The sequence below is a fragment of the Bradyrhizobium cajani genome, from assembly GCF_009759665.1.
Taxonomy (GTDB): domain Bacteria; phylum Pseudomonadota; class Alphaproteobacteria; order Rhizobiales; family Xanthobacteraceae; genus Bradyrhizobium; species Bradyrhizobium cajani.
Map to the genome: position 1 here is coordinate 212,389 of NZ_WQNE01000001.1, position 21,977 is coordinate 234,365.

Below are 21,977 nucleotides of genomic sequence, written 5' to 3' on the forward strand. Positions count from 1 at the left end.
CCGGCTCGACGTCACACCAGGAGGACGGTCGATCCCATGGTCTTGCGAGCGGCGAGATCGGCATGCGCCTTGGCCGCGTCCTTCAGCGGATAGGTCTGGTGCACCTCGATCTTGACTGCGCCGGACTTCACCACGTCGAACAACTCATTAGCCATTGCGACCAGGTTGTCGCGCTTGGCGGCATAGGTGAACAGCGTCGGTCGGGTGACGTAGAGCGAGCCCTTCTGCGCGAGCAGTCCGAGATTGAGCGGCTCGACGGCGCCGGAGGATTGGCCGAACAGCGCCGCGACGCCGAGCGGCGCGAGGCAATCCAGCGATTTCAGGAACGTGTCCTTGCCGACGGAGTCATAGACCACGGGCACCTTCTTGCCGCCGGTGATCTCGTCGACGCGCTTCACGAAATCCTCCCGCGTATAGATGATCACGTGATCGCAGCCATGCGCCTTGGCGAGTTTCGCCTTCTCGTCATTGCTGACGGTGCCGATCACGGTCGCCCCGAGATGCTTGGCCCACTGGCTCAGGATCAGGCCGACACCGCCGGCCGCCGCATGGAGCAGGATGGTGTCGCCGGCCTGCACCCGATAGGTCTGCCGGATCAGATATTGCGTGGTCAGTCCCTTCAGCATCATCGCCGCCGCGGTCTTGTCGTCGACGCCATCGGGCAGCTTCAACAGCCTGTCGGCCGGAATCAACCGCGCCTCGGAATAGGCGCCGAGTGGCGAAGCACCGTAGGCGACGCGGTCGCCGGGCTTCAGGTCGGGAACGCCGGATCCGACCTCCTCGACGACCCCTGCCGCCTCGCTGCCGAGGCCGCTTGGCAGTTGTGCCGGATACAGGCCCGAGCGGTTGTAGATGTCGACGAAATTGAGACCGACCGCGGTATGGCGGATGCGCGCCTCGCCCGGTCCGGGTTTGCCGACACTGACCTCCTCCCAGACCAGGACTTCCGGACCGCCGGTCTTGTGAAAGCGAATGGCATGCGTCATGGGCGTTGCTCCCTTATCGTTGCAGTGAAGGTCAGAGAACCTGATCGGACTGTGAAATAAGCCTTTGGTCCGCCCGTTACAGTACAGACACGTAGCAAGAATGTCACAGCGAACGACAAACGCCCGCCGTTCCGTCTCTGTTCGGAAGAGTTGATGACGGCCTTGGGGCGACCGGCAGTAGCCTGCACGCGGGGATTGGTGGTCGCCTGCGAAGGAGAGCCGAGATGCCAGCTTATGTTCAGCATCATCAGGATATCGAGATCGCGCCCGTGATTTGCCCTACCTGCATGGGGTTCCTGCCGATGTATGTGCGCGAGGTCGAACCGCATTGGAGCCTTGCCAAAATCGACTTTGTCTACGAATGCGCCGATTGCGGCGCCGAGGTCAGACAGACCCTCTGTAAACCGGAGCTGCAGCGGCACTGATCGCGCGATCGGCGAACGGCCCAACTTATTTGCGCTGAGCGGAAAAAGCGGTCGGTCGCGCGGATCTGGCCCTCCCAAACGAGGCTTGTTCTTTGCCAGGAACGCAGGCAGAACAAGCCTCAAGCAAGACCTTTGGGAGCGCCCTTTCGTGGCTGAACAGAAGGCCTCGACGTCGATCGAGGCAGTGGAGAGCGGCCTCGCGGCCCAGGGCTATATCGCGAGCCGGCAGATCGCGACCGCCGTCTATCTGTCGCAACAAATCGAGAAGCCGATCCTGGTCGAAGGCCCTGCGGGCGTCGGCAAGACCGAGCTTGCCAAGGCGATAGCCGCCTGGCGCGGCATGAAGATGATTCGCCTGCAATGCTACGAGGGCCTCGACGAAGCCAAGGCGCTCTACGAGTGGAAATACGCCAAGCAGCTCCTCTACACGCAGATCCTGAAGGACAAGCTCGGCGAAGTGCTCGGCGGCGCGCAGACACTGCACGCCGCGCTCGACCAGCTCCATGATTTCGGTGACGTGTTTTTCTCCAAGGAGTTCGTCGAGCCGCGGCCGCTGCTCCAGGCGCTGGAGCAGCCGGGCGGCTGCGTGCTCCTGATCGACGAGATCGACAAGTCGGACGCTGAATTCGAATCGCTGCTGCTGGAAATCCTCTCCGACTTCCAGGTCACGATTCCCGAGCTCGGCACCGTCTCGGCCATCGCCCCACCGACGGTGATCCTCACCTCGAACAGCGAGCGCGACCTCGGCGACGCCCTGAAGCGGCGCTGCCTGCACCTGCACATCGGCTTCCCCGAGCAGCGGCTGGAGGAGCGCATCGTCGAGAGCCGCGTGCCCGGCATCTCGCAGACGCTGCGTCGGCAGATGGTCGGCTTCATCCACGAGATCCGTACGCTCGACCTGAAGAAGCTGCCCTCGGTCAGCGAGACCATCGACTGGGCGCGCGTGCTGGTGCTGCTCCAGGCGTCCGAGCTCGATACCGAGATCGTCAAGGACACCCTCAACGTGCTCCTGAAATACGAGGCCGACATCGAAGCCGCGGCGCCGCAAGTTACGACCTTCATTGCCAAGGCTGCGCGGTCCAACGTCTTCGGTTGACGGCGATGCGGGAGAACCTCCATCGTTTCTTTCGGGCGGCGCGGGGCGCCGGCGTTCATGTCTCGCCCGCTGAAAGCATCGATGCGATGCGCGCGGTCAAGCAGGTCGGCTTTTCCGACCGTGCCATCTTGCGCGATGCGCTGCTCCTGACGCTGGCCAAGTCGCAGGACGAGAAGCTCGCTCTCGGCGACTGCTTTGATCTCTTCTTCAGCCAGCCCGAGCCGAAGCAGGATCAGCCTGAGGCCGACAGCGACGACAATTCTTCGCAGGACGCGGATCTGTCGCCCTCATCCGGCCCGGCCAGCCAGGCGGGCGAAGGTCAGCCGCCAGAAGAATTGGGCCCGCTCGCGCAGATGCTGCTGTCGCAGGATCGTAACGCGATCGCAGCCGCCATCGCCAGCGCTTCCGGCGCAGCCTCCCTGTCCGACATCCGCTATTCCACCCAGCGCGGCATCTTCTCCAGCCGGATCCTCAACGCCATGGGCCTTCAGCGCCTGCGCGACGATCTCGACGTGCTGACCGCAACCAACCCGGCGCTGGCCGAGCGTCTGCGCGCTGCGCTCGACGCCCTGCGCGAAGCGGTGCGCGACACGGTCTCGCAGGGGCTCGCACTCTATGCGCGTGAGGAGGCCGAAAACCTCCGCAACGAGATCCTGCGCAACGCGCCGCTCGCACGCATCGAACGGCGGCAGGTCGCGGAGATGCGCGCCCTCATCCGCCAGATCGCGCGTCGCCTGCGCGAGCGCTACTCGAAGCCGCGCAAGCGCCAGCGCCGCGGCCACCTCGATGTCCGCCGCACGCTCCGCCGTAACGCGGCCTGGGGCGGCGTACCCTTCCTCACCGCATGGAAGCGCAAGCATCGCGACCGGCCCAAGATCGTGGCACTTTGCGACGTCTCCGGCTCGGTCGCCCAGGTCTCCGACTTCTTCCTGCTCCTGATCCACTCGCTGCACGAAGTGGTCGACGACGTCCGCTCCTTCGCCTTCTCCTCGCACCTGATCGAGGTCAGCGACATCCTGGAGACGAAGTCCCCGGAAGAGGCGATGGCCGACATCATGTCCAAGGTCGGCTTCGGCTCGTCAGACTATGGCTCCTCGCTGGTCGATTTCGAGAAGGAGTGGATGAGCACGCTGACGCCGCAAACCACGGTGATCGTGCTCGGCGACGCCCGCAGCAACAACCTCGACCCGCGCGCCGACATCCTGCGCCGCATCTCCGAACGCTCGAAGCGGCTGGTCTGGCTCAATCCCGAAGGACGGCTAGCCTGGGGCTTTGGCGATTCCGAGATGCCGCGCTACGCCACCTTTTGCACCGTCGTGCGCCAATGCGCCACCGCGCAGCAACTCGAGCGCGCGGTGTCCGATATCGTGGCGACTTATCAGTAGGTCCAACCGGAGACGTCAGCCTCGCGCAAGCTCCGCCTGCACGACATTGCACTCCCGGAAGTGATAGGCAATTTCGTCGAGCGCGAGTTGCTCCCATTCCTGGGCTTGCGCGAGCCAGAAAACACGGCGTTCAAAATCGAGTGCGGCACGCTCCCGGCACAGGGATTCCTGACTGCGAATTTCCACCAGCCTGTTCATGCACTCACACTCCGTGTGAAAGCCGTTCCCTGCGAATCAGCCTAACAGACTCCTGAAAGTCTCGTCTCATGATTTCTGTGCGTATCGCGACGCAGAATGGGACAGCGATACTTCCCGTGCACCGCGGCAGCTTGCGGCGCAGCATCAAGTCCAAATCATCAATAAGTGATCGAAGCTTGGGACGGTATTCATTCGCCAGCGATTTTAACTCCTGTGGCGTAACGAAGTGCGGCAATTTGTGAAGAGAAGTTCTAAACAACTCTCCGAATTCCCGACTCATTGTCGTCGCACGGTCTTCACGCAGCGCCGCTAACAGAGGCGCGAACGTTACTATCGCTTGAGGCAACATGAGCAACGACGTCGACTTCGATCTTTCGCCGGACCAATGGGAAGCCCTGCGCACACTGCGCAACCCGGTGTCGAACGATCGCCTCTCGAAGGCCTATCTCGTCGAAAGCCTCGTCAAGCTCGGCCTCGTTGTCATCAATGACGGCGTCCCTGCGATGACGCCCGCCGGACGCAAGGTACTCGTGCGCGGATCGTGCCGGCTGCTGGACGTCGCGGCATAGGTCAGAATATCTGCGCGATCGCGATCGCGTAGGCAACGAACACCACACCCAGACCCCAGACCATCGCGGGAATCTGCGATCGCCGCCCCGTCGTGACCTCCAGCGCAATATGACTCAACGTACCCAACGCCATGCCGTTGATGAGGTTGTTGGTCAGGACGGTGACCAGCAACGTCAGCACGATCGGCACCGCGTTGACGAGATCGGTCATGTCGATGCGCGCGAGCCCCTGCATCATCAAGACGCCGACGAGCACCAGCGCCGGCGCGGTGGCCTGCGGCGGGATGATGACGAAGACCGGCCAGAAGAACAGCGCGAGGCAGAAGAACGCCGCGACCGTCAGCGAGGTCAGGCCGGTGCGACCGCCGGCCTGCACGCCGGTGATGGATTCTATATAGGCCGTGACGACCGAGGTGCCGAGCAGCGGTCCCACGATCGACGCCGTCGCATCCGTGGCGAAAGCAGCCGTGGCGTTCGGGATCGAACCGTCGGGCCGGCGCAGATTGGCAGCGCCCGTCACGCCGATCAGCGTTCCGAGAGTTGAGAAGAATTCGGCGCAGAGGAAGTAGAACAGGAGCGGGAGCGCCACAATGAAATGGCTGAAGAGATAGCCGACATCGAGCGCCATGAATGTGCTCGTGGGCCAGCGCGGCCACGACATGATGGCCGAGGGTGCTGACGTCACCATCTTGCCGTTCGCCCCGGGGACGAAAAAGCCGATCAGCGTCAGCACCGCGATCGACAAGATCAACGCCGCCGGTACCCGGCGCACCACCAGCACCGGCGTGAGCAGGAGACCAAAGAGTGTCAGCAGCACCGACGGGCTGCGCAGCGATCCCATCGCGATATAGGTCGAGGGATTCTGCACCACGAAACCGGCGCCGCGCAGCGCGATGAAAACAATGAGCGTGCCGACGGCAGCCTGGATGCCCACCTTCAGCGCCTCTGGAACATCCCTGGCAACGCGCTCGCGCAACTTCGACAGGCTGAGGATCAGGAACAAGACGCCGGTGAAAGCGACCATGGCAAGCGCACCTTGCCATGGCATGCCCATCTGCTTGACGATCACATAGGTGAAGATGACGTTCGAGCCCATGGCCGGCGCAACGGCGAGCGGCAAATTGGCGCAGAGACCCATCATCGCCGAGCCGAAGATGGCGGCGAGAGCCGTGGCGCTGACGAGATCGGCGCGATCCATTCCGGCGTTGGACATGATGGCGGGGTTCACCGCAATGATGTAGGCCATCGCCGCGAAGGTGGTCGCACCCGCCATCACCTCGCGTCCAATGGTGGTGCCGCGCTCGGAGAGGCTGAAGAGGCGGTCGATCGGACCTTGCGGGACCGACGGCCCGCCTGACTTTGGCGCGGTATCTGCGGAAGCCGTTTGCGGTGGCATCATCTCGTTCATCGCTGTCCCCCCATCGCTGCGATCACCAGACCACCGGGTGCGACTCGCCGGTCTGGACGTTGATGAATCCGAGCGGTGCCTGCTCGCAAGGCGCGACCAATACCCAGCTCCAGGGTGCGCAGGTCAGCGTCGCGAACATCAATCGCTCCGGAAATCCGGGATACCAGCGCGGCCGGAAGGTCGGCTCATACATCCAGTCCACCTTGCGGCCCTCCGCATAGAGCGCCTGCATGTCGGCATCGAGCGCCTGCGCCGAGCGACAGCTCATCAATCCGCCGACTTCGAACCGCACGGTGGCGACGAGTTCGCCTTCGCGCACCAGCGCCCATCCGCCCTGACGTTCGACCAGCGCGTTCACGGCCTTGGCCATCGCGGCATCGGACGAGCCGACCACCCAGATGTTGTGCTTGTCGTGTGCGACCGAGCAGGCAAGCGCGGTGTCCGGCGTGCGCGGTCCGCAGCCGCGCCAGAACATCTTCGCAACCCGGCCGTCGCCGGAGAAGCGATCGACGATGGCAAACTTGGTGATGGCCTCGCTCTCATCGCGCTGCACAGCGCCGTCACGCACCGGCAAATCGAGGGTGTAGAACTCCGGATGCCAATGGAACGGGCGGACCACAGCGGCCTTCATCGTCGTACGGCCGGGTTCGGCCGCCAATTCAAAGTCCTCCGGCTGGATCTCACGCTTGATGTTCACCGTCCTGGTCGCCCAATCGGGCCAGGAGATCTCTGGAACCTTGCACAGGTAGCGCTTGCCTTCGGACACCTGCACGCCGTCGGCCCAGACCTCGGCGATGGTCAGCTTGGCGACGTCCGAGAGCAGCACGACATCGGCAAAACGCCCCGGGCCGAGGCTGCCGACGAACGGCGTGATGCGCATGTGCCGCGCGGGATTGATGGTAAGACACTGGATTGCGACTTCCGGAGCGAGACCAGCCTCGATCGCGACCCGCGCGTTGTGGTCGCTGGCGCCGAGCTCGAGCGTATGGCTGGCGCTGCGGTCGTCAGTGGTGAAGGCGATCTGCGACCAGTCCTGCAAGCCCTTGGTGAGCAGCCAGGCGACGATCTCGGGCATGGCGTAGACGCGCAACTCGATGAAAAGACCGCGGGTGAGCTTGTCCCAGGTCTCCTCGGGCGTCTGCACTTCATGGTCGGAGGCGAGCCCAGCCGCGGCAAAGGCGTTGATCGATGGCAGGTCGCGCAAGCCGGAGGCGTGGCCTTCGACGACGCCGCGAGCCGCGAACGTGGCCTCGATCATGCCCCACAGCCGCTTGTAGGAGGGATTGTCGGGATTCCAGACCGCCGGCCAGTCCATCACCTCGTCGAGCCCGGTGACCATCAGGCTCTCGCGCATGAAGCGCGCCTGCTCCTCGCGGCCATACCAGCCGCCGCCCCATTCATAGGCCGTGGGCGGCACCGCCGATCCGGGTTGCGGAAAGATCTTCAGCGGCGATCCGCGACGGCGTGCCTCGAACCAGAACTCGAGATTGCGCGCGCCGTTGACGTTCGAGAATTCGTGGCTCGCCTCGCACGTCCAGGTATTGCCATGCGGCAGCACCAGCGCCGCCTCCCATTCCGGTGTCAGATGCGAGCTTTCGATATGCTTGTGCACCTCGCCGAATCCGGGCACGGCCGCGAGATCGGGCCGATGCTCGCGCTCGCGGACCTCGCCCGGATAACTGCCGGCGGGTCCAACCCAGGCAATGCGCCGCCCCTTGAACACGATCTCCTGATCTTGGCTCCAGGTGCGGCTGTGCACATCGAGCAACCTGCCGACCCGCAAGCTCCGATCGGCCGGCCGGCGGCCGAGCGATGTCAGCACCAGATCCTGCCGGATGCGAACCTCATCGGTCGCGTTGATCAGGAGGTCGTTCGGCATCTCGTCCGAGGTTGTCATGACCTGCTCCCCTATGAGGGATCTCCGGCGGCGGTTCGTTTCTGCGGCGACTTGCCGCCCTTGTCGGAACGCAGTCGTGCCGCGGCGGCATCGCGCTGGCGGATATCTTTCAGGAGCGTCCTAAGCGCCCAATCGATCGCATCGGCAATCTCGGCACTCGACATTCCGAAGTCCTCGCGCAACGCGCTCCAGGCGAGCACATTGTTGAGATAGGCTGCGAGCGCCTCGGCCTGGCGAACCTCTTTCGGCTTGAGGTGCCGCACCAGGGGGGCCATCGCCTTGCTATGTCGCTCGATCAGGTGCCGCCGGAAGCCGGCCCGTACGCTGCGGCCGGCCCGGGTCATGGCAATCGCGCGCGCCAGATTCGGATGGCGATCGAAGCTCTTGCAGAGCTTGCGAAAAATATCCGGCAGCTCGTCCGGCGAGGAAAAGGGAACGTAGCCGAAGACATTGTCTTCGATCCACTCGCCAGCTGCCGCAAACAGCTCCGCGCGGGTCTTGAAGTGCCGATAGATGGTGCGCTCGGCAACCTTCGCACGCCTGGCGACGGCAGCGATCGAGACCTCGTCGGCAGCATCATCCTCGAGCGTCTCGACGAAGGCCGCAACGATGCGCTGTCGCGTCAGCTCGGCATATTCGTCCCGAAGGCTCGCCTTGTGTCGCTTTACTGCACTCATGTCATAACTCTGACATTGGCGATCGCAGCCGGTCAAGACGGCATTCGAGGCACTGACGCCTCAATAATGTGCGGGGTTTGCCGCGCGACATGGTCGCCGGCTCTTGTCACCCTCCCAGGGAAAACCAGGTCAAGGTCACTGACGGCCCCTGCGGCGTCCGGTTCCGACGTGGATATTCGGCAAGACGGCGAAGGCGGCGGAATAGACCCGCCCCAGCGGAAACCGCCTCGTGCTGGTGTTGTCGGTCGACTGGTTCATCGGCATGGCCCGCGCGCTCGGCAACCTCGTCGGCAACTGCGTGGCGACGGTCGTGGTGGCTGCCTGGGAAGGCGACCTCGACCGCGCCAAGGCGGCCAAGGTGCTGGAGGGCGGCGAGCCGGTGGACGTGACCGCGGGATAAGCCCGCGGGTCAGTCATTCCACTGGAGGAGCGGCGTTCCATACGCCCTCCTCCAGACCGACAGGAAGCGCGGAAACCAGGAATGCGCCACGGCGCCCTTGTAGGCCCATGTGCGATATTTGAGGCCTTGCTCGGACAGCAGTTCCTGATAGCCGCCGTGAACCTCGGTTGCGGTCCGAATGTCCTTCAATATTCCCTGCGCGCACGCCCGGTAGGTATCGCCACCTGAGAATTCATCATAGTCCAGCATGCGATCCGCAAACTCGACATTGAACGTCGGCCAGGAGGAACGCCCCTGGTAGGCGGGCGCCGCGATCTTGTGGATCATCTTGTTCCGCGGATTATCCGCGGACACCAGGAAGTGGAACGTGCTGGGTATGCGGAAGCGCGGTTCGGTGATGATCAGATCCGTCGTGGCCGCGAACAGCGCGCGCTCGCTGGCGTCGTTCAGATCCCAGAAGCCGCGATGCACGCTGACGAAATCCAGGGCAACCGAGGACACCGGCGAACCTGCCGGGCCGTCCAGTGAATGCCTGACATAGCCGTCCTTGCCGAACAGACGGAGCAAGTCCTTCTTGTATTGCGCAAGGTCGCGTCCGAGCAGCGGCTTCAGCTCGTTCTCGTCGACGACTCCGAGCTGCACGCCCCATACAAACGTGGTGTAGACGCTGGCGTTGGTGACGAAACGCCGACGCTCGGCGCGGGTGTCCGTTGCCGCGGAGCGAGGCGCGCGGACGTCGCAAAGCAAGTATCTGATACCGTCATCGCTAAACGGCTCCAATTCGCTCGCAAGCTGCAGGATCGCTCCCTTCAGGTCGACGCCATACTCAGCCAGCAACAGTCGGCCAGCATGCGCGCATTGCGACATCGCCAGATAGGACGACGCGCGCTGGTCGGCATCGATCATCTGCCGCAGACCGGCAAGGACGCCAAGCAGGGTATCGGAGGGACGCGAGAAATAGTTCACGCCGAGGTACCGACCACGTCCGGCCGGGACGATCGTTGTCGTGACGACGCCGGCGCGAACCGCCTCCAGCAGCAGGCGGATGCTCTTTTCGAGCAGGCGAACCCGCCGGACCGCATCCTGCGAGTCCATGATGGTTTCAGGGTCGAGAACGTTGGGATAGAACCAGGCGAAGTCGCGCGGGTAGTATGCGGATGCGTGCGGCGCCCCGGTGACGAGAAAGGCTTCGGTCAGCGAGAACGCACTGTCCATCGAGTGCCGGTAGAGGTCCTCGATGGCCGACGACAGATGATGCGACCTTCGCAGGAAACGATCACCGAGGAAATTCACCGCCTGAAGGGCGTTGGCGACAACGCTCGCGGCCCTGCCCTGGTAGAATCGATTCTCACGACGTGATGGAAAAGAGATGTCGCTGTTCATATGCATCAATCGACTGAAGTCTGGCGATCCCGATGATGGCAGTCACCATTCTAATGGTGCCTGATTCGTATCTCTATCCGGTGACTTGCGGGCTCGACTTACCTACCCGCGGCCGAAAATTCTCGATCACCCGCAGCAGCACCCGCGCGCCAGCATCGGCATCGGCGAGCTCCACATGCTCGTCGGGGTGATGGCTGATACCGCCACGGCAGCGGACGAAGATCATGCCGACATCGGCGATGTCGATCATCGCCATGCCATCGTGCCCTGCACCGCTCGGCAGCTCGAACACGGAGAAACCTTCCGCAGCGATCGCGTTCGCGATCTGCTCCCTGAGCCACGGCGCGCAGGGCGCGGTGCGGTTCTCGTGCGTAACGTCGAGCTGAAGCGCCAGTTGACGGCGTTTCGCGATTGCCTCGATCTGGCGGACGACGTCGGCGACCGCGCGTTTGCGATGCATGTCGGTCGGCGCGCGCATGTCGATGGTAAACGACACCTCGCCCGGAATGACGTTGGTCGCGCCGGGTCTGGCGTCGATGTATCCGACGGTGCCGACCAGCCCGCTCTCGTCGGTCCGGCAGAATTGTTCGATCGCGCCGATGCATTCTGCCGCGCCTGTCAACGCATCGCGCCGAAGCGCCATCGGCACGGTGCCGGCGTGGCCTGCCATGCCGGTTAGCCGCGCCGTAAGCCGTGTCGCACCCGCAATCGCAGTAACTACGCCAACGGGCAGGTTCTGTGCTTCCAGCACCGGACCCTGCTCGATGTGCAATTCGAGATAGGCGAGCAGTTCGCGCCGCGTCCGCGCAGCTGCGCCGATGTGATCGGGGTCGAGACCAAACTGCACGAGCGCGTCACGCATCGACACACCGTCCCGGTCCCGCGTGTTCAGGACGGCCTCGTCAAAAGTGCCGGCCACCGCGCGACTTCCGAGCAGGGTCGATGCGAAGCGCACGCCCTCCTCGTCGGCAAAGCCGATGACCTCGATCGCAAACGGCAGGCGCTTGCCGCGACGATTGAGCTCTGCAACGCAGGCGATCGCCGTGATCACGCCGAGCGGCCCGTCCCATTTGCCGGCGTCGCGCACGGTGTCGTAGTGCGAGCCGAGCATCAGGCACGGCAGCCCCGGCCGATCGCCCTCATAGCGACCACAGACGTTGCCTATCGCGTCGAGGCGCGCGCTCATGCCGGCCTCGCGCATCCAGTCGAGGATCCGGTCTGCGGCGGCGCGCAGCTCCTTGCTGAGATAGACGCGGGTGAGCTGGTCGCTTTCCTCCGAGATCGCACCGAGCTCGTTGATGCGACGCACGACCTCTTCGCCGAGCGATGCGTCTTGAACGGCGTTACCAGCACCCATTCCGGCGAGCTTTCCATCCTCTGTGGACCACGACAGCGGTGATCCTGGCGGCAATCGATACAAGTTCGGTGCCAGCGAAAATCGCTCCGCTCGCCGTCCCCGACCAGCGCGTGGTTAGCATGAATACGACCGCCGCAGACCGCCGAACCAATGCAAATGCACACGCGAGAACAGGTTAAGGGTGCTTAACCAGACTGCATACAATGATGTAGTATTGCCTAATATTTAGGCCAAAGAATCTCCGACCAAAATTTGGATATGATATATATTTGTTATTTTTCAAATACTTATTCGAAGTTTCTCACTCGATAATCCTTGGCACGAAGCTTGCGACAACTTATCCCGGCTCCGCAGAGAACAGGTGGGGCCGCGAGATCAAGGCGGGGCATCCGCCAAGGGGAGCAAGCAATGGATTTTGGCAGGATTTCACGACGGCATTTGTTGCAAGGCGGCGCGGCCCTCACCCTCGGCGCGGCGGTCGGCGCCCGCCCGGCCTTCGCGGCCGAGACGACGATCGGCTTCATCTACGTCGGCTCGCGCGACGACTACGGCTACAACCAGGCGCACGCGCAGGGCGCGGCAGCGCTGAAGAAGATTCCCGGCCTCAAAGTCGTCGAGGAAGAAAAAGTGCCGGAGACCGACGCGGTCGAGAAGACCATCGAGTCCATGACCAATCTCGACGGCGCTACGCTCCTCTTCCCGACCTCGTTCGGCTACTACAACCCGCACATGATCAAGATGGCCAACAAGTACCCGAAGCTCCGCTTCGAGCACTGCGGCGGCCTGTGGAGCGACAAGGATCCGAAGAACGCCGGCAGCTACTTTGGCTACATCGACGAGGCCCAGTACATCTCCGGCATCGTCGCCGGCTACACCTCAAAGAGCGGCAAGCTCGGCTTCGTCGCCGCAAAGCCGATCCCGCAGGTGCTGCGCAACATCAACGCCTTCACCCTCGGCGCCAGGCTCGCCAATCCCAAGGCCACCACGCAAGTCATCTTCACCGGCGACTGGTCGATGCCGGTCAAGGAGGCCGAGGCCACCAACAGCCTGATCGACCAGGGCGTGGACGTACTCACCTGCCATGTCGACGGTCCGAAGACCATGGTCGAGAACGCGGCGCGCCGCGGCGCCTTCGTCTGCGGCTACCACACCAACCAGTCACCGCTCGCGCCGAAGGCTTATCTCACGGGTGCCGAGTGGAATTGGGAAGCGCTCTATCCGAAGTTCGTGAAGATGATCGCGAGCGGCGAGAGCATCCCGAACTTCTATCGCGGCGGCCTCAAGGAAGAGATCGTCAAGACCTCGCCCTTCGGCGAGGCGGTGTCGGCCGAGGCGCGCAAGCATGCCGACGACGTCAAGGCCAAATTCCTGTCCGCGGAAGGCTACGCGATCTTCAAGGGTGGACTGCTCGACAACAAGGGCAAGACGGTCATCGCGGCCGGCACCGATCGGGGCCAGAAGGATCCCGAACTGGAAAAGATGGACTATCTCGTCGAAGGCGTGATCGGAGCGACTTCGTGACGACGGAAGCGGCGGATGCTGCCGAGACGGTCGGGGCAATTGCTCCGGCCGCCGATCCCGGCTTTCTGCAACGTTACGGCGGCGCGATCGAATATGTCCTTATCCCGGGCGCGGCGCTCGTCGGTGCACTCGTGGTCTTCGGCATCTTCGTCATGCTGTTCGGCAAGAATCCGCTCGACCTCTATTTCTATATGTACTACGGCGCCTTCGGCACCTGGTTCTCCTGGCAGAACACGCTGACGCGCGCAGCGCCCCTGATCCTCACCGCGCTCTGCACGGCGCTGCCGGCGCAGCTCGGCATGGTCATCATCGGCGGTGAAGGCGCCCTCCTGATCGGCGCGCTGTCGGCGACCAGCGCCGCGCTCGCGCTTCAGGGCATGCCGCCGCTCGTCGTGCAGATCGCCATGGTCTGTGCCGGCGTGATCGGCGGCGGCCTGTGGATCATGCTGGCCGGCGGCTTGCGCCAGTATCGCGGCGTCAACGAGACGATCTCGAGCCTGCTGCTCGTCTACATCGCGCTCGCGATCCTCAACCATCTCGTCGAAGGCGCGATGCGCGACCCGGCGAGCCTCAACAAGCCCTCCACCCGCGAGATCGGCGCCGCCAACATGATCGGCACCATTCCCGGCACCGACGTGCATTGGGGCCTGGTGTTCGGCCTGATCGCCGCGATCGCCGCCTACATCCTGATCCATCACACCGTATTCGGCTTCGCCGCGCGCGTGGCCGGCGGCAATATCCGCGCCGCGAAGATCGTCGGCCTCGGCGTCAGCAAGCTCATCCTGACCGTCTGCTTCCTCGCCGGCGGGGCCGCCGGACTTGCCGGCATGGTCGAAGTCGCCGCCGTGCAGGGACGCACCAACGCCAACCTCGCAGCCGGCTATGGCTTCACCGGCATCCTCGTCGCCTTCCTCGCACGGCAAAATCCGCTCGCGATCATTCCCGTCGCCATCCTGCTCGGCGGCATCAGCGCCAGCGGCGGCCTGTTGCAGCGCCGCCTCGGATTGCCCGACGCATCCGTTCTGGTGCTCCAGGGCATCATCTTCGTTTTCGTGCTCGCCAGCGATGCGCTCTACGGCCGCATCGGTTTCCTGAAGGGAAAATCCTGATGGCAGACGGATCGATCGGGTTCTGGACCGTCCCCCTCGCCGTGCTCGGCGGCGCCATTCGCGTCTCCACGCCATTCCTGTTCGTGAGTCTCGGCGAATGCATCACCGAGCGCTCCGGCCGCATCAATCTCGGCCTCGAAGGCACGCTGGTGATGGGCGCGATGAGCGCCTACGGTATCTCCTACCTTTCGGGCTCTCCGTGGCTGGGCGTGCTCGCCGCCGGCATCACCGGCGCCATGCTCGGCGCGCTGCATGCCGGCATCTGCTCGCTGCCGCGCGTCAACGACATCGCGGTCGGCATCGCGCTGATGCTGTTCGGCACCGGCCTTGCCTTCTATCTCGGCAAGCCGCTGATCGAGCCCACCGCGCCGCGCCTGCCAGCGATCGATTTCGGCTGGTGGAGCGACATCCCCCAGGTGCGTGCCGCGCTCCGCGTCAACGTACTCTTCCTGATCGGCGTCGCGCTCGCGCCGATCCTCTACTGGGCCTTTCGCACCACGCGCTGGGGCTTGCTCATCCGCACCGCCGGCGAGAGCTCGGATGCCGCGCGCGCGATGGGCCATTCCGTGCTGCTGATCCGCCTGCGCGCGACCATGGTCGGCGGCTTCCTCGCCGGCGTCGGCGGCTCGTTCCTGTCACTGTTCTATCCCGGAAGCTGGAACGAGGGCCTGTCCTCCGGTCAGGGCATCACCGCCGTCGCGCTCGTCATCTTCGCGCGCTGGGATCCCCTGCTCTGCCTGTGGGCATCGCTGGCCTTTGGTGGCGCAGCGGCGCTCGGACCCGCGCTGCAATCGGTCGGCGTCACCTCCGGCTATCACCTCTTCAACGCCGCGCCCTACATCCTGACGCTGGCGATCATGATCATCACCTGCTCGCCGAAACGCACGCTGACCGGAGCCCCGGCCGAATTGTCGATCACCCGCTAGAGAGCGAAATCATGCCCGAGCGCCATATCAAGTCCGAGCCCTATGCCTGGCCCTACAACGGCGATCTCCGTCCCCAAAACACCGCGCTCATCATCATCGACATGCAGACCGATTTCTGCGGTGTCGGCGGCTATGTCGACAAGATGGGCTATGATCTTTCGCTGACGCGCGCGCCGATCGAACCGATCAGGAAGCTGCTCGCAGCGATGCGCGCCCAAGGCTTCCATATCATCCATACCCGCGAAGGCCATCGTCCCGATCTCTCGGACCTTCCCGCCAACAAGCACTGGCGCTCGCGGCAGATCGGCGCCGGCATCGGCGATCCCGGCCCCTGCGGCCGCATCCTGGTGCGCGGCGAACCCGGCTGGGACATCATTCCGGAACTGGCACCGCTGCCAGGCGAGCCGATCATCGACAAGCCCGGCAAGGGCTCGTTCTGCGCCACCGATCTCGAACTGATCCTGCGCGTGCGCGGCATCGAGAACATCGTGCTGACAGGCATCACCACCGACGTCTGCGTCCACACCACCATGCGCGAGGCCAACGACCGCGGCTTCGAATGCGTCCTGCTGCACGATTGCTGCGGAGCGACCGACAAGAGCAACCACGACCACGCGCTGAAGATGATCAAGATGCAGGGCGGCGTGTTCGGCGCGGTCTCGACGTCGGACGCCTTCATCGGAGCGATTTCGTGATCATCGGCGAAACGCCTCCGCCCTCCGGCGCCTTCGGCGTCGATGCCATCGCCATGACGATGCGCTTCGGCGATTTCCTGGCGCTCGACAATGTCGAGCTGAAAGTGCGGCCGGGCTCGTTCCACGCGCTGCTCGGCGAGAACGGTGCCGGCAAATCGACCCTCGTCAAGTGCATCATGGGCTACTACCACGCCACCGAAGGCGACATCATCGTCGGCGGCCGCGAGCAGCCCATCGTCAATCCGAAGGACGCCCACGCGCTCGGCCTCGGCATGGTCTACCAGCATTTCACGCTGGTACCGGCCATGACCGTCGCTGAAAACCTCGTGCTGGCCCGCGACGACGTGCCGGCCGTGGTGAACTGGCCGAAGGAGATGAAGGCGCTCGAGGCGTTCCTGGCGCAGATGCCGTTCAAAGTGCCACTCGGCGCAAAGGTCTCCGACATCTCCGCCGGCGAGCGGCAGAAATGCGAGATCCTCAAGCAGCTCTATCTGAAGCGCCGCTTCCTGATCCTGGACGAGCCGACCTCGGTGCTGACCCCGGCAGAGGCCGACGAGGTGCTCGGCATGCTCCGCGACATGGTCCTCAAGGGCGAACTGACGATCCTGATGATCACCCACAAGTTCCGGGAGGTCATGGCCTTCGCCGACGACGTCACCATCCTGCGCCGCGGCAAGCTCGCCGGTCACGGCAAGGTCTCGGAGATGACGCCCGACGCGATGGCGCGCACCATGATCGGCGCCGAGCAGCTGACGGTGCAGCCGCCGCGCACAGGCGAGGCCGGTCGGGCGCGGTTGGAGCTGAAACAAGTCCGTGCGCTCGACGATGCCGGTGCGGTTGCGGTTCACGACGTCTCGCTCGCCGTGCGCGCCGGCGAGATCGTCGGCATCGCCGGCGTCTCCGGCAACGGCCAGCGCCAGCTCGTCGAGGTGCTGGCCGGCCAGCGCGAGGCCGAGAGCGGCGAGATCCGCGTCGCGGGCGATCCCTACCGCGCCAGCCGCGAGGAGATGCGGCGTCACAAGATGTCACTCCTGCCCGAGGAGCCGTTGAAGAACGCCTGCGTCGGCGGCATGAGCGTCGCCGACAACATCGCCTTCCGCGAGTTCGACCGCGCGCCCTTTGCAAGTGGCGGCTGGTGGCTCAACCGCAGCGCTTTCCGTGACGATGCGAGGAAGAAGATCGCCCGGTGCAAGATCAAGACCCGCACGCCCGATACGCCGATCTCGGCGCTGTCGGGCGGCAACATCCAGCGCGCCGTGCTCGCCCGCGAACTCGCCGGCGACATCGAGGTGCTGATCGCCGCCAACCCCTGCTTCGGCCTCGACTTCGCAGCGGTGGCGCAGATCCACGCCGAGATCATGGCTGCGCGCAACCGCGGCGCGGCGGTGCTGCTCGTCAGCGAGGATTTGGACGAATTGCTCGAGCTGTCCGACCGAATGGTGGTGATGTTCCACGGCCAGTTCGTGTATGAAGCACGGACCAGCGAGGCCGACCTCACCGTGGTCGGCCGGCACATGGCGGGACATTGATCAGGGACCAGCGATGGACGGCGCATCCGAGCGCGACGAGCATTTCCTGCGCCTGTCCTTCGCGGTTGCCCGCCGCTCGCTCACCCATGGCAATCATCCGTTCGGCTGCATCGTCGTCGATGCCGACGGCCAGGTGCTGATCGAGGCCGAGAACGGCTACATGCCGGACCACGACGGCACCGCGCATGCCGAGCGCCTTGCGGCCACCCAGGCCTGCCGTACGTTCAGCCGCGACGTGCTCGCGACAGCTACGCTCTACTCCTCCGCAGAGCCCTGCGCGATGTGCGCGGGCGCGATCTATTGGGCCGGCATCGGCCGCGTGGTCTACGGCCTCAGCGAGCACCGCCTGCGCGGCGTCACCGGCAATCATCCGGAGAACCCCACGCTCGACCTGCCCTGCCGCGAGGTCTTTGCCAGCGGGCAGCGGCCAACGGAAGTCATCGGCCCGCTACTCGAAGAGGAAGCCGAAGCGCTGCACGACGGCGTGTGGACGAAGTAGACGTTTCAGGGTGGGCAAAGGCGCCCTTGCGCCGTGCCCACCATCGGAGTGGAATCGAACCAGGTCCGCACAGCGGGTTCCGATTTGGCTTGAACCGTCACAAATTTGCAACAGACGCCGCTTGCGGGCACAATTGCTCCCGCTGTCCAGAGCGGTTTGCGGCGCTCGGTCCTTTGGCAAACGATGACAACCGACTACGCCAGCCGCCTGCCGAAGCGTTGAGCAAGGGATGACGCATTTTCGCACCTTACGCGACGCTTCAAACTAGCCCACAATTGAGGCACTTCATCCCATGCAAGTGCATCAGCGCATGTTAGATCCGACGCTTAACGGCCAGCATACCGGCGAGTCCCCGCTGTTAAGGACGCTCGGGCTCACCAAACGCTACGGTGATTTCCTCGCCAACGATTCCATCGACATCGATATCTGGCCGAACGAAATCCACGCGCTGCTCGGCGAGAACGGTGCCGGCAAGTCGACCCTGGTCAAGGCGATCTACGGGCTGATCCAGCCCAGCGCCGGCGAGATTCGCTGGCAGGGCGAGCGAATCATGCTGTCAGGCCCGTCTGAAGCACGCCGCCGCGGCATCGGCATGGTGTTCCAGCACTTCTCGCTGTTCGACAATCTCACCGTCGCCGAGAACGTCGCCCTCGGCCTCGATGGGAGGGAATCCTTCAAGGACATGTCGGCGCGACTGGAGCAGGTGTCGAAGACCTATGGCTTGCCGCTCGATCCCCGGCGAGAGGTCTGGCAACTGTCGGTCGGCGAGCGCCAGCGCATCGAGATCGTCCGCGCGCTGATGCAGGATCCGAAGTTCCTGATCCTGGACGAGCCCACCGCCGTCTTGACGCCTCAGGAGGCCGACCAGCTCTTCATCGTGCTGGAACGGCTCAAGGCCGAAGGCCGCGCCATCCTCTACATCAGCCACAAGCTGGAGGAGGTGAAGCGGCTTTGCGACACCGCGACGATCCTGCGCGGCGGCCGAAAGGTCGAGACCTGCAATCCCAGGCTCGAGACTGCGGCCTCGCTCGCCCGCATGATGGTCGGCGGCGAGATCAGGGAAGTGAAGGCTGCGTCCGGCCGGAAGACCACGGTGCCGCGGCTCATCGTCGACGATCTCTCACTTGCACCGGGCGAAGCGCATGGCGTTCGGCTCGAGCATATTTCGTTCGAGCTCAAGGGTGGAGAGATCCTTGGAATCGCCGGGGTCGCCGGCAACGGCCAGGACGAACTGTTCGCTGCGCTCTCCGGTGAACGACTCGCGAAGGATCCTGGTACCATCGTGATCGAGGGCATCGCCGCGGGCCACCTCTCGATCACCCAGCGCCGTAAGCTGGGCGCGGCCTTCGTGCCCGAGGAGCGGCTCGGCCACGGCACCGCGCCGCGCATGAAGCTGTCGGAGAATGCTCTGCTCACCGGGCATGCGGCGAGCGGCATGGTCCATCGCGGCTTCATCGATACCGTCGCCACGCTGAAGACTGTCGATCGTGCGACCGAAACATTCGACGTGCGCAAGGCCAAGCGCGATCCCGAGGCCGCGAGCCTCTCCGGCGGTAACTTGCAGAAATTCATCGTCGGCCGCGAGATCCTGCGCAACCCGGCCGTGCTGGTGGTGAGTCAGCCCACCTGGGGCGTCGACGCAGGCGCCGCCGCCGTCATCCGTCAGGCGCTGCTTGATCTCGCAACCGCAGGCGCCGCGGTGCTCGTGACCAGCCAGGACCTCGACGAGCTCGCCGAAATCGCCGACCGTATTGCCGTGATGTTCCACGGCCGGCTGTCGGCCCCGCTTGCCACCAGCGAGGCGACGCGTGAAAAACTCGGCCTGTTGATGGGCGGAAGCAGCCTGGAGCCGAAGGAGGCCGCGCATGCAGTTGGTGCTTGAGAAGCGCGCCGAGCGCTCCAACGCTATTGCGCTGGTCTCACCCCTGATCGCGATCGGCCTCACGATCGTGACCATGGTCATCCTGTTCGCGGTCCTCGGCAAGAATCCCCTGCTCGCGCTGCAGGCCTATTTCATTGCGCCTTTGACCGACGGCTATTCGCTCCAGGAGATCGCGGTGAAGGCGACGCCGCTGGTGATGATCGCGATCGGGCTATCGCTCTGCTATCTCGCCAACGCCTGGAACATCGGCGCCGAAGGACAGTTCCTGATTGGTGCGGTCGCCGGAAGCTGGATCGCGGTGAAGACGCAGGGTACCGACGCCGGGGCCTGGGTGCTGCCGGCGATGCTCGTGCTCGCGGCAGCGGCGGGCGCTCTCTATGCGCTGATCCCGGCAATCTGCAAGGTGAAGTTCGGCGCCAGCGAGATCCTGACCAGCCTGATGCTGGTCTATGTCGCCGATCTCTTCCTCGACTATCTCGTGCGCGGCCCCTGGCGCGATCCGCACGGCTTCAACTTCCCGACCACGGCCGAGTTCGATCCGGTGGCGACGGTGCCGCTGCTGATCGAAGGCGGCCGGCTGCATCTCGGCTCGATCATCGCGCTGCTGGTCGTCGCGGCTGCGGCGATCCTGCTCGGGCGCACCATCAAGGGTTTCGAGATCCGCGTGGTTGGAGCTGCGCCCCGCGCGGCGCGGTTCGGCGGCTTCAATGCCAACCAGCTCGTCATCTTGACCTTCGCTGTCTCAGGCGCGCTGGCGGGTCTCGCCGGTATCATCGAGGTCGCCGGCCCGATCGGGCATCTCCAGCCGGGCATCTCGCCGGGCTACGGCTTTACCGCGATCATCGTCGCCTTCCTCGGCCGGTTGAACCCGCTTGGAATATTAGTTGCAGGCCTTTTCCTCGCATTGACCTTTATTGGCGGCGAGCAGGCGCAGATCGCAATGAAGATCCCGTTGGACGTCACCAAGGTGTTTCAGGGCATCCTGTTGTTCTATGTGCTTGCCTGCGATTCCCTCATCCTCTACCGCTTCAAGCTGGTGTTTTCGAACCGACAGGTGGCACGTGGAGCTGGTTGAGGCCATCATCCTGGCGGTGCTCGCGGCGTCGACGCCGCTGCTGATCGCGGCGACCGGCGAGCTCGTGACCGAGCGCTCCGGCGTGCTCAATCTCGGCGTCGAGGGCATGATGATCGTCGGCGCGGCCTGCGGCTTTGCTGGCGCCTGGCTGACGGGCTCGATCTTCGTCGGCGCATTATTCGGCATCGTCGCGGGCACGCTGATGTCGCTGATCTTCGCGCTGATGGCGCTCGGGCTCGCCGTCAACCAGGTCGCAACGGGTCTTGCGCTGACCATCCTCGGCATCGGACTCTCCGGCCTGATCGGCGCCGGCTTCGTCGGCGAGCGCCTCACGCCGGCCGCGCACCTCAGCATTCCCGGCCTCACCGACATTCCGCTGATCGGTCGCGTGCTGTTCGGCGAGGACGCCTTCGTCTATTTCTCCATCGCGCTCATCATCGGTGTCTGGTGGTTCCTGTACCGCACGCGGGCGGGATTGATCCTGCGCGCCTGCGGCGACAACCACGTCTCCGCGCACGCGCTCGGCTATCCCGTGCTGCGCATCCGCACCTTCGCCGTGATGTTCGGCGGCGCCTGCGCAGGGCTTGCCGGCGCTTACCTGCCGCTGGCCTATACGCCGTTCTTCATCCCAGGGATGACCGCGGGGCGCGGCTGGATCGCGCTGGCGCTGGTGGTTTTCTCCTCCTGGCGGCCTGGCCGGCTCGTCGTTGGCGCCTATCTGTTCGGCGCGGTGACGATCCTGCAACTGCACGCGCAAGGCTGGGGCGTCGGCATTCCCTCGCAGTTCATGTCGGCGCTGCCCTATCTCGCGACCGTTATCGTCCTGGTCCTGCTCTCCCGGGCGCGCACCGGCGGCTCGACCGCGCCGGCAGCGCTCGGCACTGTGTTCGTGCCTGATCGCTGAGTTTCATTTCCAAGGCGTGCGCGATGGGGCGCGCACGCTGCGGATCGTGGTTTTCC

The 21,977-nt window shown here is 64.5% G+C and carries 20 protein-coding genes and 1 pseudogene; 14 read left to right on the forward strand and 7 right to left on the reverse strand.

The annotated features are described in order from the left end of the window. Positions 1 to 11: 11 nt before the first annotated feature. Positions 12 to 986, reverse strand: coding sequence for a quinone oxidoreductase family protein (locus GPL20_RS00985; protein ID WP_157326938.1), 975 nt, complete (start codon positions 984 to 986; stop codon positions 12 to 14). 224 nt (positions 987 to 1,210) lie between these two features. Between GPL20_RS00985 and GPL20_RS00990 the strand changes: the two genes are divergently transcribed. The 3 genes from GPL20_RS00990 to GPL20_RS01000 all read left to right on the forward strand — a co-directional run bounded on the left by GPL20_RS00990 (position 1,211) and on the right by GPL20_RS01000 (position 3,892). Then, positions 1,211 to 1,411, forward strand: a complete 201-nt coding sequence (locus GPL20_RS00990; RefSeq protein WP_157326939.1) for a hypothetical protein — start codon at positions 1,211 to 1,213, stop codon at positions 1,409 to 1,411. Positions 1,412 to 1,559: 148 nt separating this feature from the next. Further along, positions 1,560 to 2,507, forward strand: coding sequence for an AAA family ATPase (locus tag GPL20_RS00995; RefSeq protein ID WP_254124991.1), 948 nt, complete (start codon positions 1,560 to 1,562; stop codon positions 2,505 to 2,507). A 5-nt stretch (positions 2,508 to 2,512) separates the two neighbouring features. Beyond that, positions 2,513 to 3,892 carry a vWA domain-containing protein gene (locus GPL20_RS01000; RefSeq protein WP_157326940.1) on the forward strand — a complete coding sequence of 460 codons (1,380 nt, stop codon included), beginning with the start codon at positions 2,513 to 2,515 and terminating at the stop codon, positions 3,890 to 3,892. 15 nt (positions 3,893 to 3,907) lie between these two features. Here the strand turns inward: GPL20_RS01000 and GPL20_RS01005 are convergent, their stop codons facing one another. Further along, complete coding sequence (locus GPL20_RS01005) at positions 3,908 to 4,090, reverse strand: hypothetical protein (RefSeq protein ID WP_157326941.1); 183 nt, start codon at positions 4,088 to 4,090, stop codon at positions 3,908 to 3,910. Positions 4,091 to 4,437: 347 nt separating this feature from the next. On the opposite strand from GPL20_RS01005, the gene GPL20_RS01010 reads away from it, so the two are divergent. After that, positions 4,438 to 4,659: a hypothetical protein gene (locus GPL20_RS01010; RefSeq protein ID WP_157326942.1), complete on the forward strand. Its 222-nt coding sequence runs from the start codon at positions 4,438 to 4,440 to the stop codon at positions 4,657 to 4,659. Position 4,660: 1 nt separating this feature from the next. On the opposite strand, the gene GPL20_RS01015 is transcribed toward GPL20_RS01010, so the two are convergent. The 3 genes from GPL20_RS01015 to GPL20_RS01025 are packed head-to-tail and all read right to left on the reverse strand — an operon-like array spanning position 4,661 to position 8,641. Then, entirely contained in the window at positions 4,661 to 6,067 is a 1,407-nt protein-coding gene (locus tag GPL20_RS01015) for an NCS2 family permease (RefSeq protein WP_157326943.1), read from the reverse strand. A 22-nt stretch (positions 6,068 to 6,089) separates the two neighbouring features. Continuing rightward, complete coding sequence (locus GPL20_RS01020; RefSeq protein WP_157326944.1) at positions 6,090 to 7,964, reverse strand: adenine deaminase; 1,875 nt, start codon at positions 7,962 to 7,964, stop codon at positions 6,090 to 6,092. An 11-nt stretch (positions 7,965 to 7,975) separates the two neighbouring features. After that, the gene (locus GPL20_RS01025) at positions 7,976 to 8,641 is read right to left on the reverse strand and encodes a TetR/AcrR family transcriptional regulator (protein WP_157326945.1); all 666 of its coding nucleotides are present in this window, start codon (positions 8,639 to 8,641) and stop codon (positions 7,976 to 7,978) included. Positions 8,642 to 8,867: 226 nt separating this feature from the next. Between GPL20_RS01025 and GPL20_RS01030 the strand changes: the two are divergent. Next, positions 8,868 to 9,041: pseudogene (locus GPL20_RS01030) on the forward strand (C4-dicarboxylate transporter DctA); the annotation flags it as partial. A 9-nt stretch (positions 9,042 to 9,050) separates the two neighbouring features. Here the strand turns inward: GPL20_RS01030 and GPL20_RS01035 are convergent. Beyond that, on the reverse strand, positions 9,051 to 10,424 hold the full coding sequence (locus GPL20_RS01035) for a hypothetical protein (RefSeq protein ID WP_157326946.1): 1,374 nt from the start codon (positions 10,422 to 10,424) through the stop codon (positions 9,051 to 9,053). A 73-nt stretch (positions 10,425 to 10,497) separates the two neighbouring features. After that, complete coding sequence (locus GPL20_RS01040) at positions 10,498 to 11,781, reverse strand: allantoate amidohydrolase (protein WP_157326947.1); 1,284 nt, start codon at positions 11,779 to 11,781, stop codon at positions 10,498 to 10,500. A gap of 408 nt (positions 11,782 to 12,189) precedes the next feature. Between GPL20_RS01040 and GPL20_RS01045 the strand changes: the two genes are divergently transcribed. The 9 genes from GPL20_RS01045 (at position 12,190) to GPL20_RS01085 (ending at position 21,921) form a co-directional block, all read left to right on the forward strand. Continuing rightward, the gene (locus tag GPL20_RS01045; protein ID WP_157326948.1) at positions 12,190 to 13,302 is read left to right on the forward strand and encodes a BMP family ABC transporter substrate-binding protein; all 1,113 of its coding nucleotides are present in this window, start codon (positions 12,190 to 12,192) and stop codon (positions 13,300 to 13,302) included. Next, positions 13,299 to 14,411: an ABC transporter permease gene (locus tag GPL20_RS01050; protein ID WP_254124993.1), complete on the forward strand. Its 1,113-nt coding sequence runs from the start codon at positions 13,299 to 13,301 to the stop codon at positions 14,409 to 14,411. Before GPL20_RS01045 ends, GPL20_RS01050 begins: the two co-directional genes overlap by 4 nt. Further along, positions 14,411 to 15,337 (forward strand): ABC transporter permease, encoded by a 927-nt coding sequence (locus tag GPL20_RS01055; protein ID WP_157326949.1) that lies wholly within the window; start codon positions 14,411 to 14,413, stop codon positions 15,335 to 15,337. The genes GPL20_RS01050 and GPL20_RS01055 overlap by 1 nt, the downstream gene beginning before the upstream one ends. Positions 15,338 to 15,348: 11 nt before the next feature. Continuing rightward, entirely contained in the window at positions 15,349 to 16,032 is a 684-nt protein-coding gene (biuH, locus tag GPL20_RS01060) for a biuret amidohydrolase (RefSeq protein WP_157326950.1), read from the forward strand. Next, positions 16,029 to 17,561 carry an ABC transporter ATP-binding protein gene (locus GPL20_RS01065; RefSeq protein WP_254124995.1) on the forward strand — a complete coding sequence of 511 codons (1,533 nt, stop codon included), beginning with the start codon at positions 16,029 to 16,031 and terminating at the stop codon, positions 17,559 to 17,561. Before biuH ends, GPL20_RS01065 begins: the two co-directional genes overlap by 4 nt. Positions 17,562 to 17,574: 13 nt before the next feature. Beyond that, positions 17,575 to 18,060 carry a nucleoside deaminase gene (locus GPL20_RS01070; RefSeq protein ID WP_157326951.1) on the forward strand — a complete coding sequence of 162 codons (486 nt, stop codon included), beginning with the start codon at positions 17,575 to 17,577 and terminating at the stop codon, positions 18,058 to 18,060. Between the two features lie 310 nt (positions 18,061 to 18,370). Further along, positions 18,371 to 19,942, forward strand: coding sequence for an ABC transporter ATP-binding protein (locus GPL20_RS01075; protein ID WP_157326952.1), 1,572 nt, complete (start codon positions 18,371 to 18,373; stop codon positions 19,940 to 19,942). After that, positions 19,926 to 21,017 (forward strand): ABC transporter permease, encoded by a 1,092-nt coding sequence (locus GPL20_RS01080; protein ID WP_157326953.1) that lies wholly within the window; start codon positions 19,926 to 19,928, stop codon positions 21,015 to 21,017. Before GPL20_RS01075 ends, GPL20_RS01080 begins: the two co-directional genes overlap by 17 nt. Next, positions 21,004 to 21,921: an ABC transporter permease gene (locus tag GPL20_RS01085; RefSeq protein ID WP_254124997.1), complete on the forward strand. Its 918-nt coding sequence runs from the start codon at positions 21,004 to 21,006 to the stop codon at positions 21,919 to 21,921. Before GPL20_RS01080 ends, GPL20_RS01085 begins: the two co-directional genes overlap by 14 nt. Positions 21,922 to 21,977 lie beyond the last annotated feature (56 nt).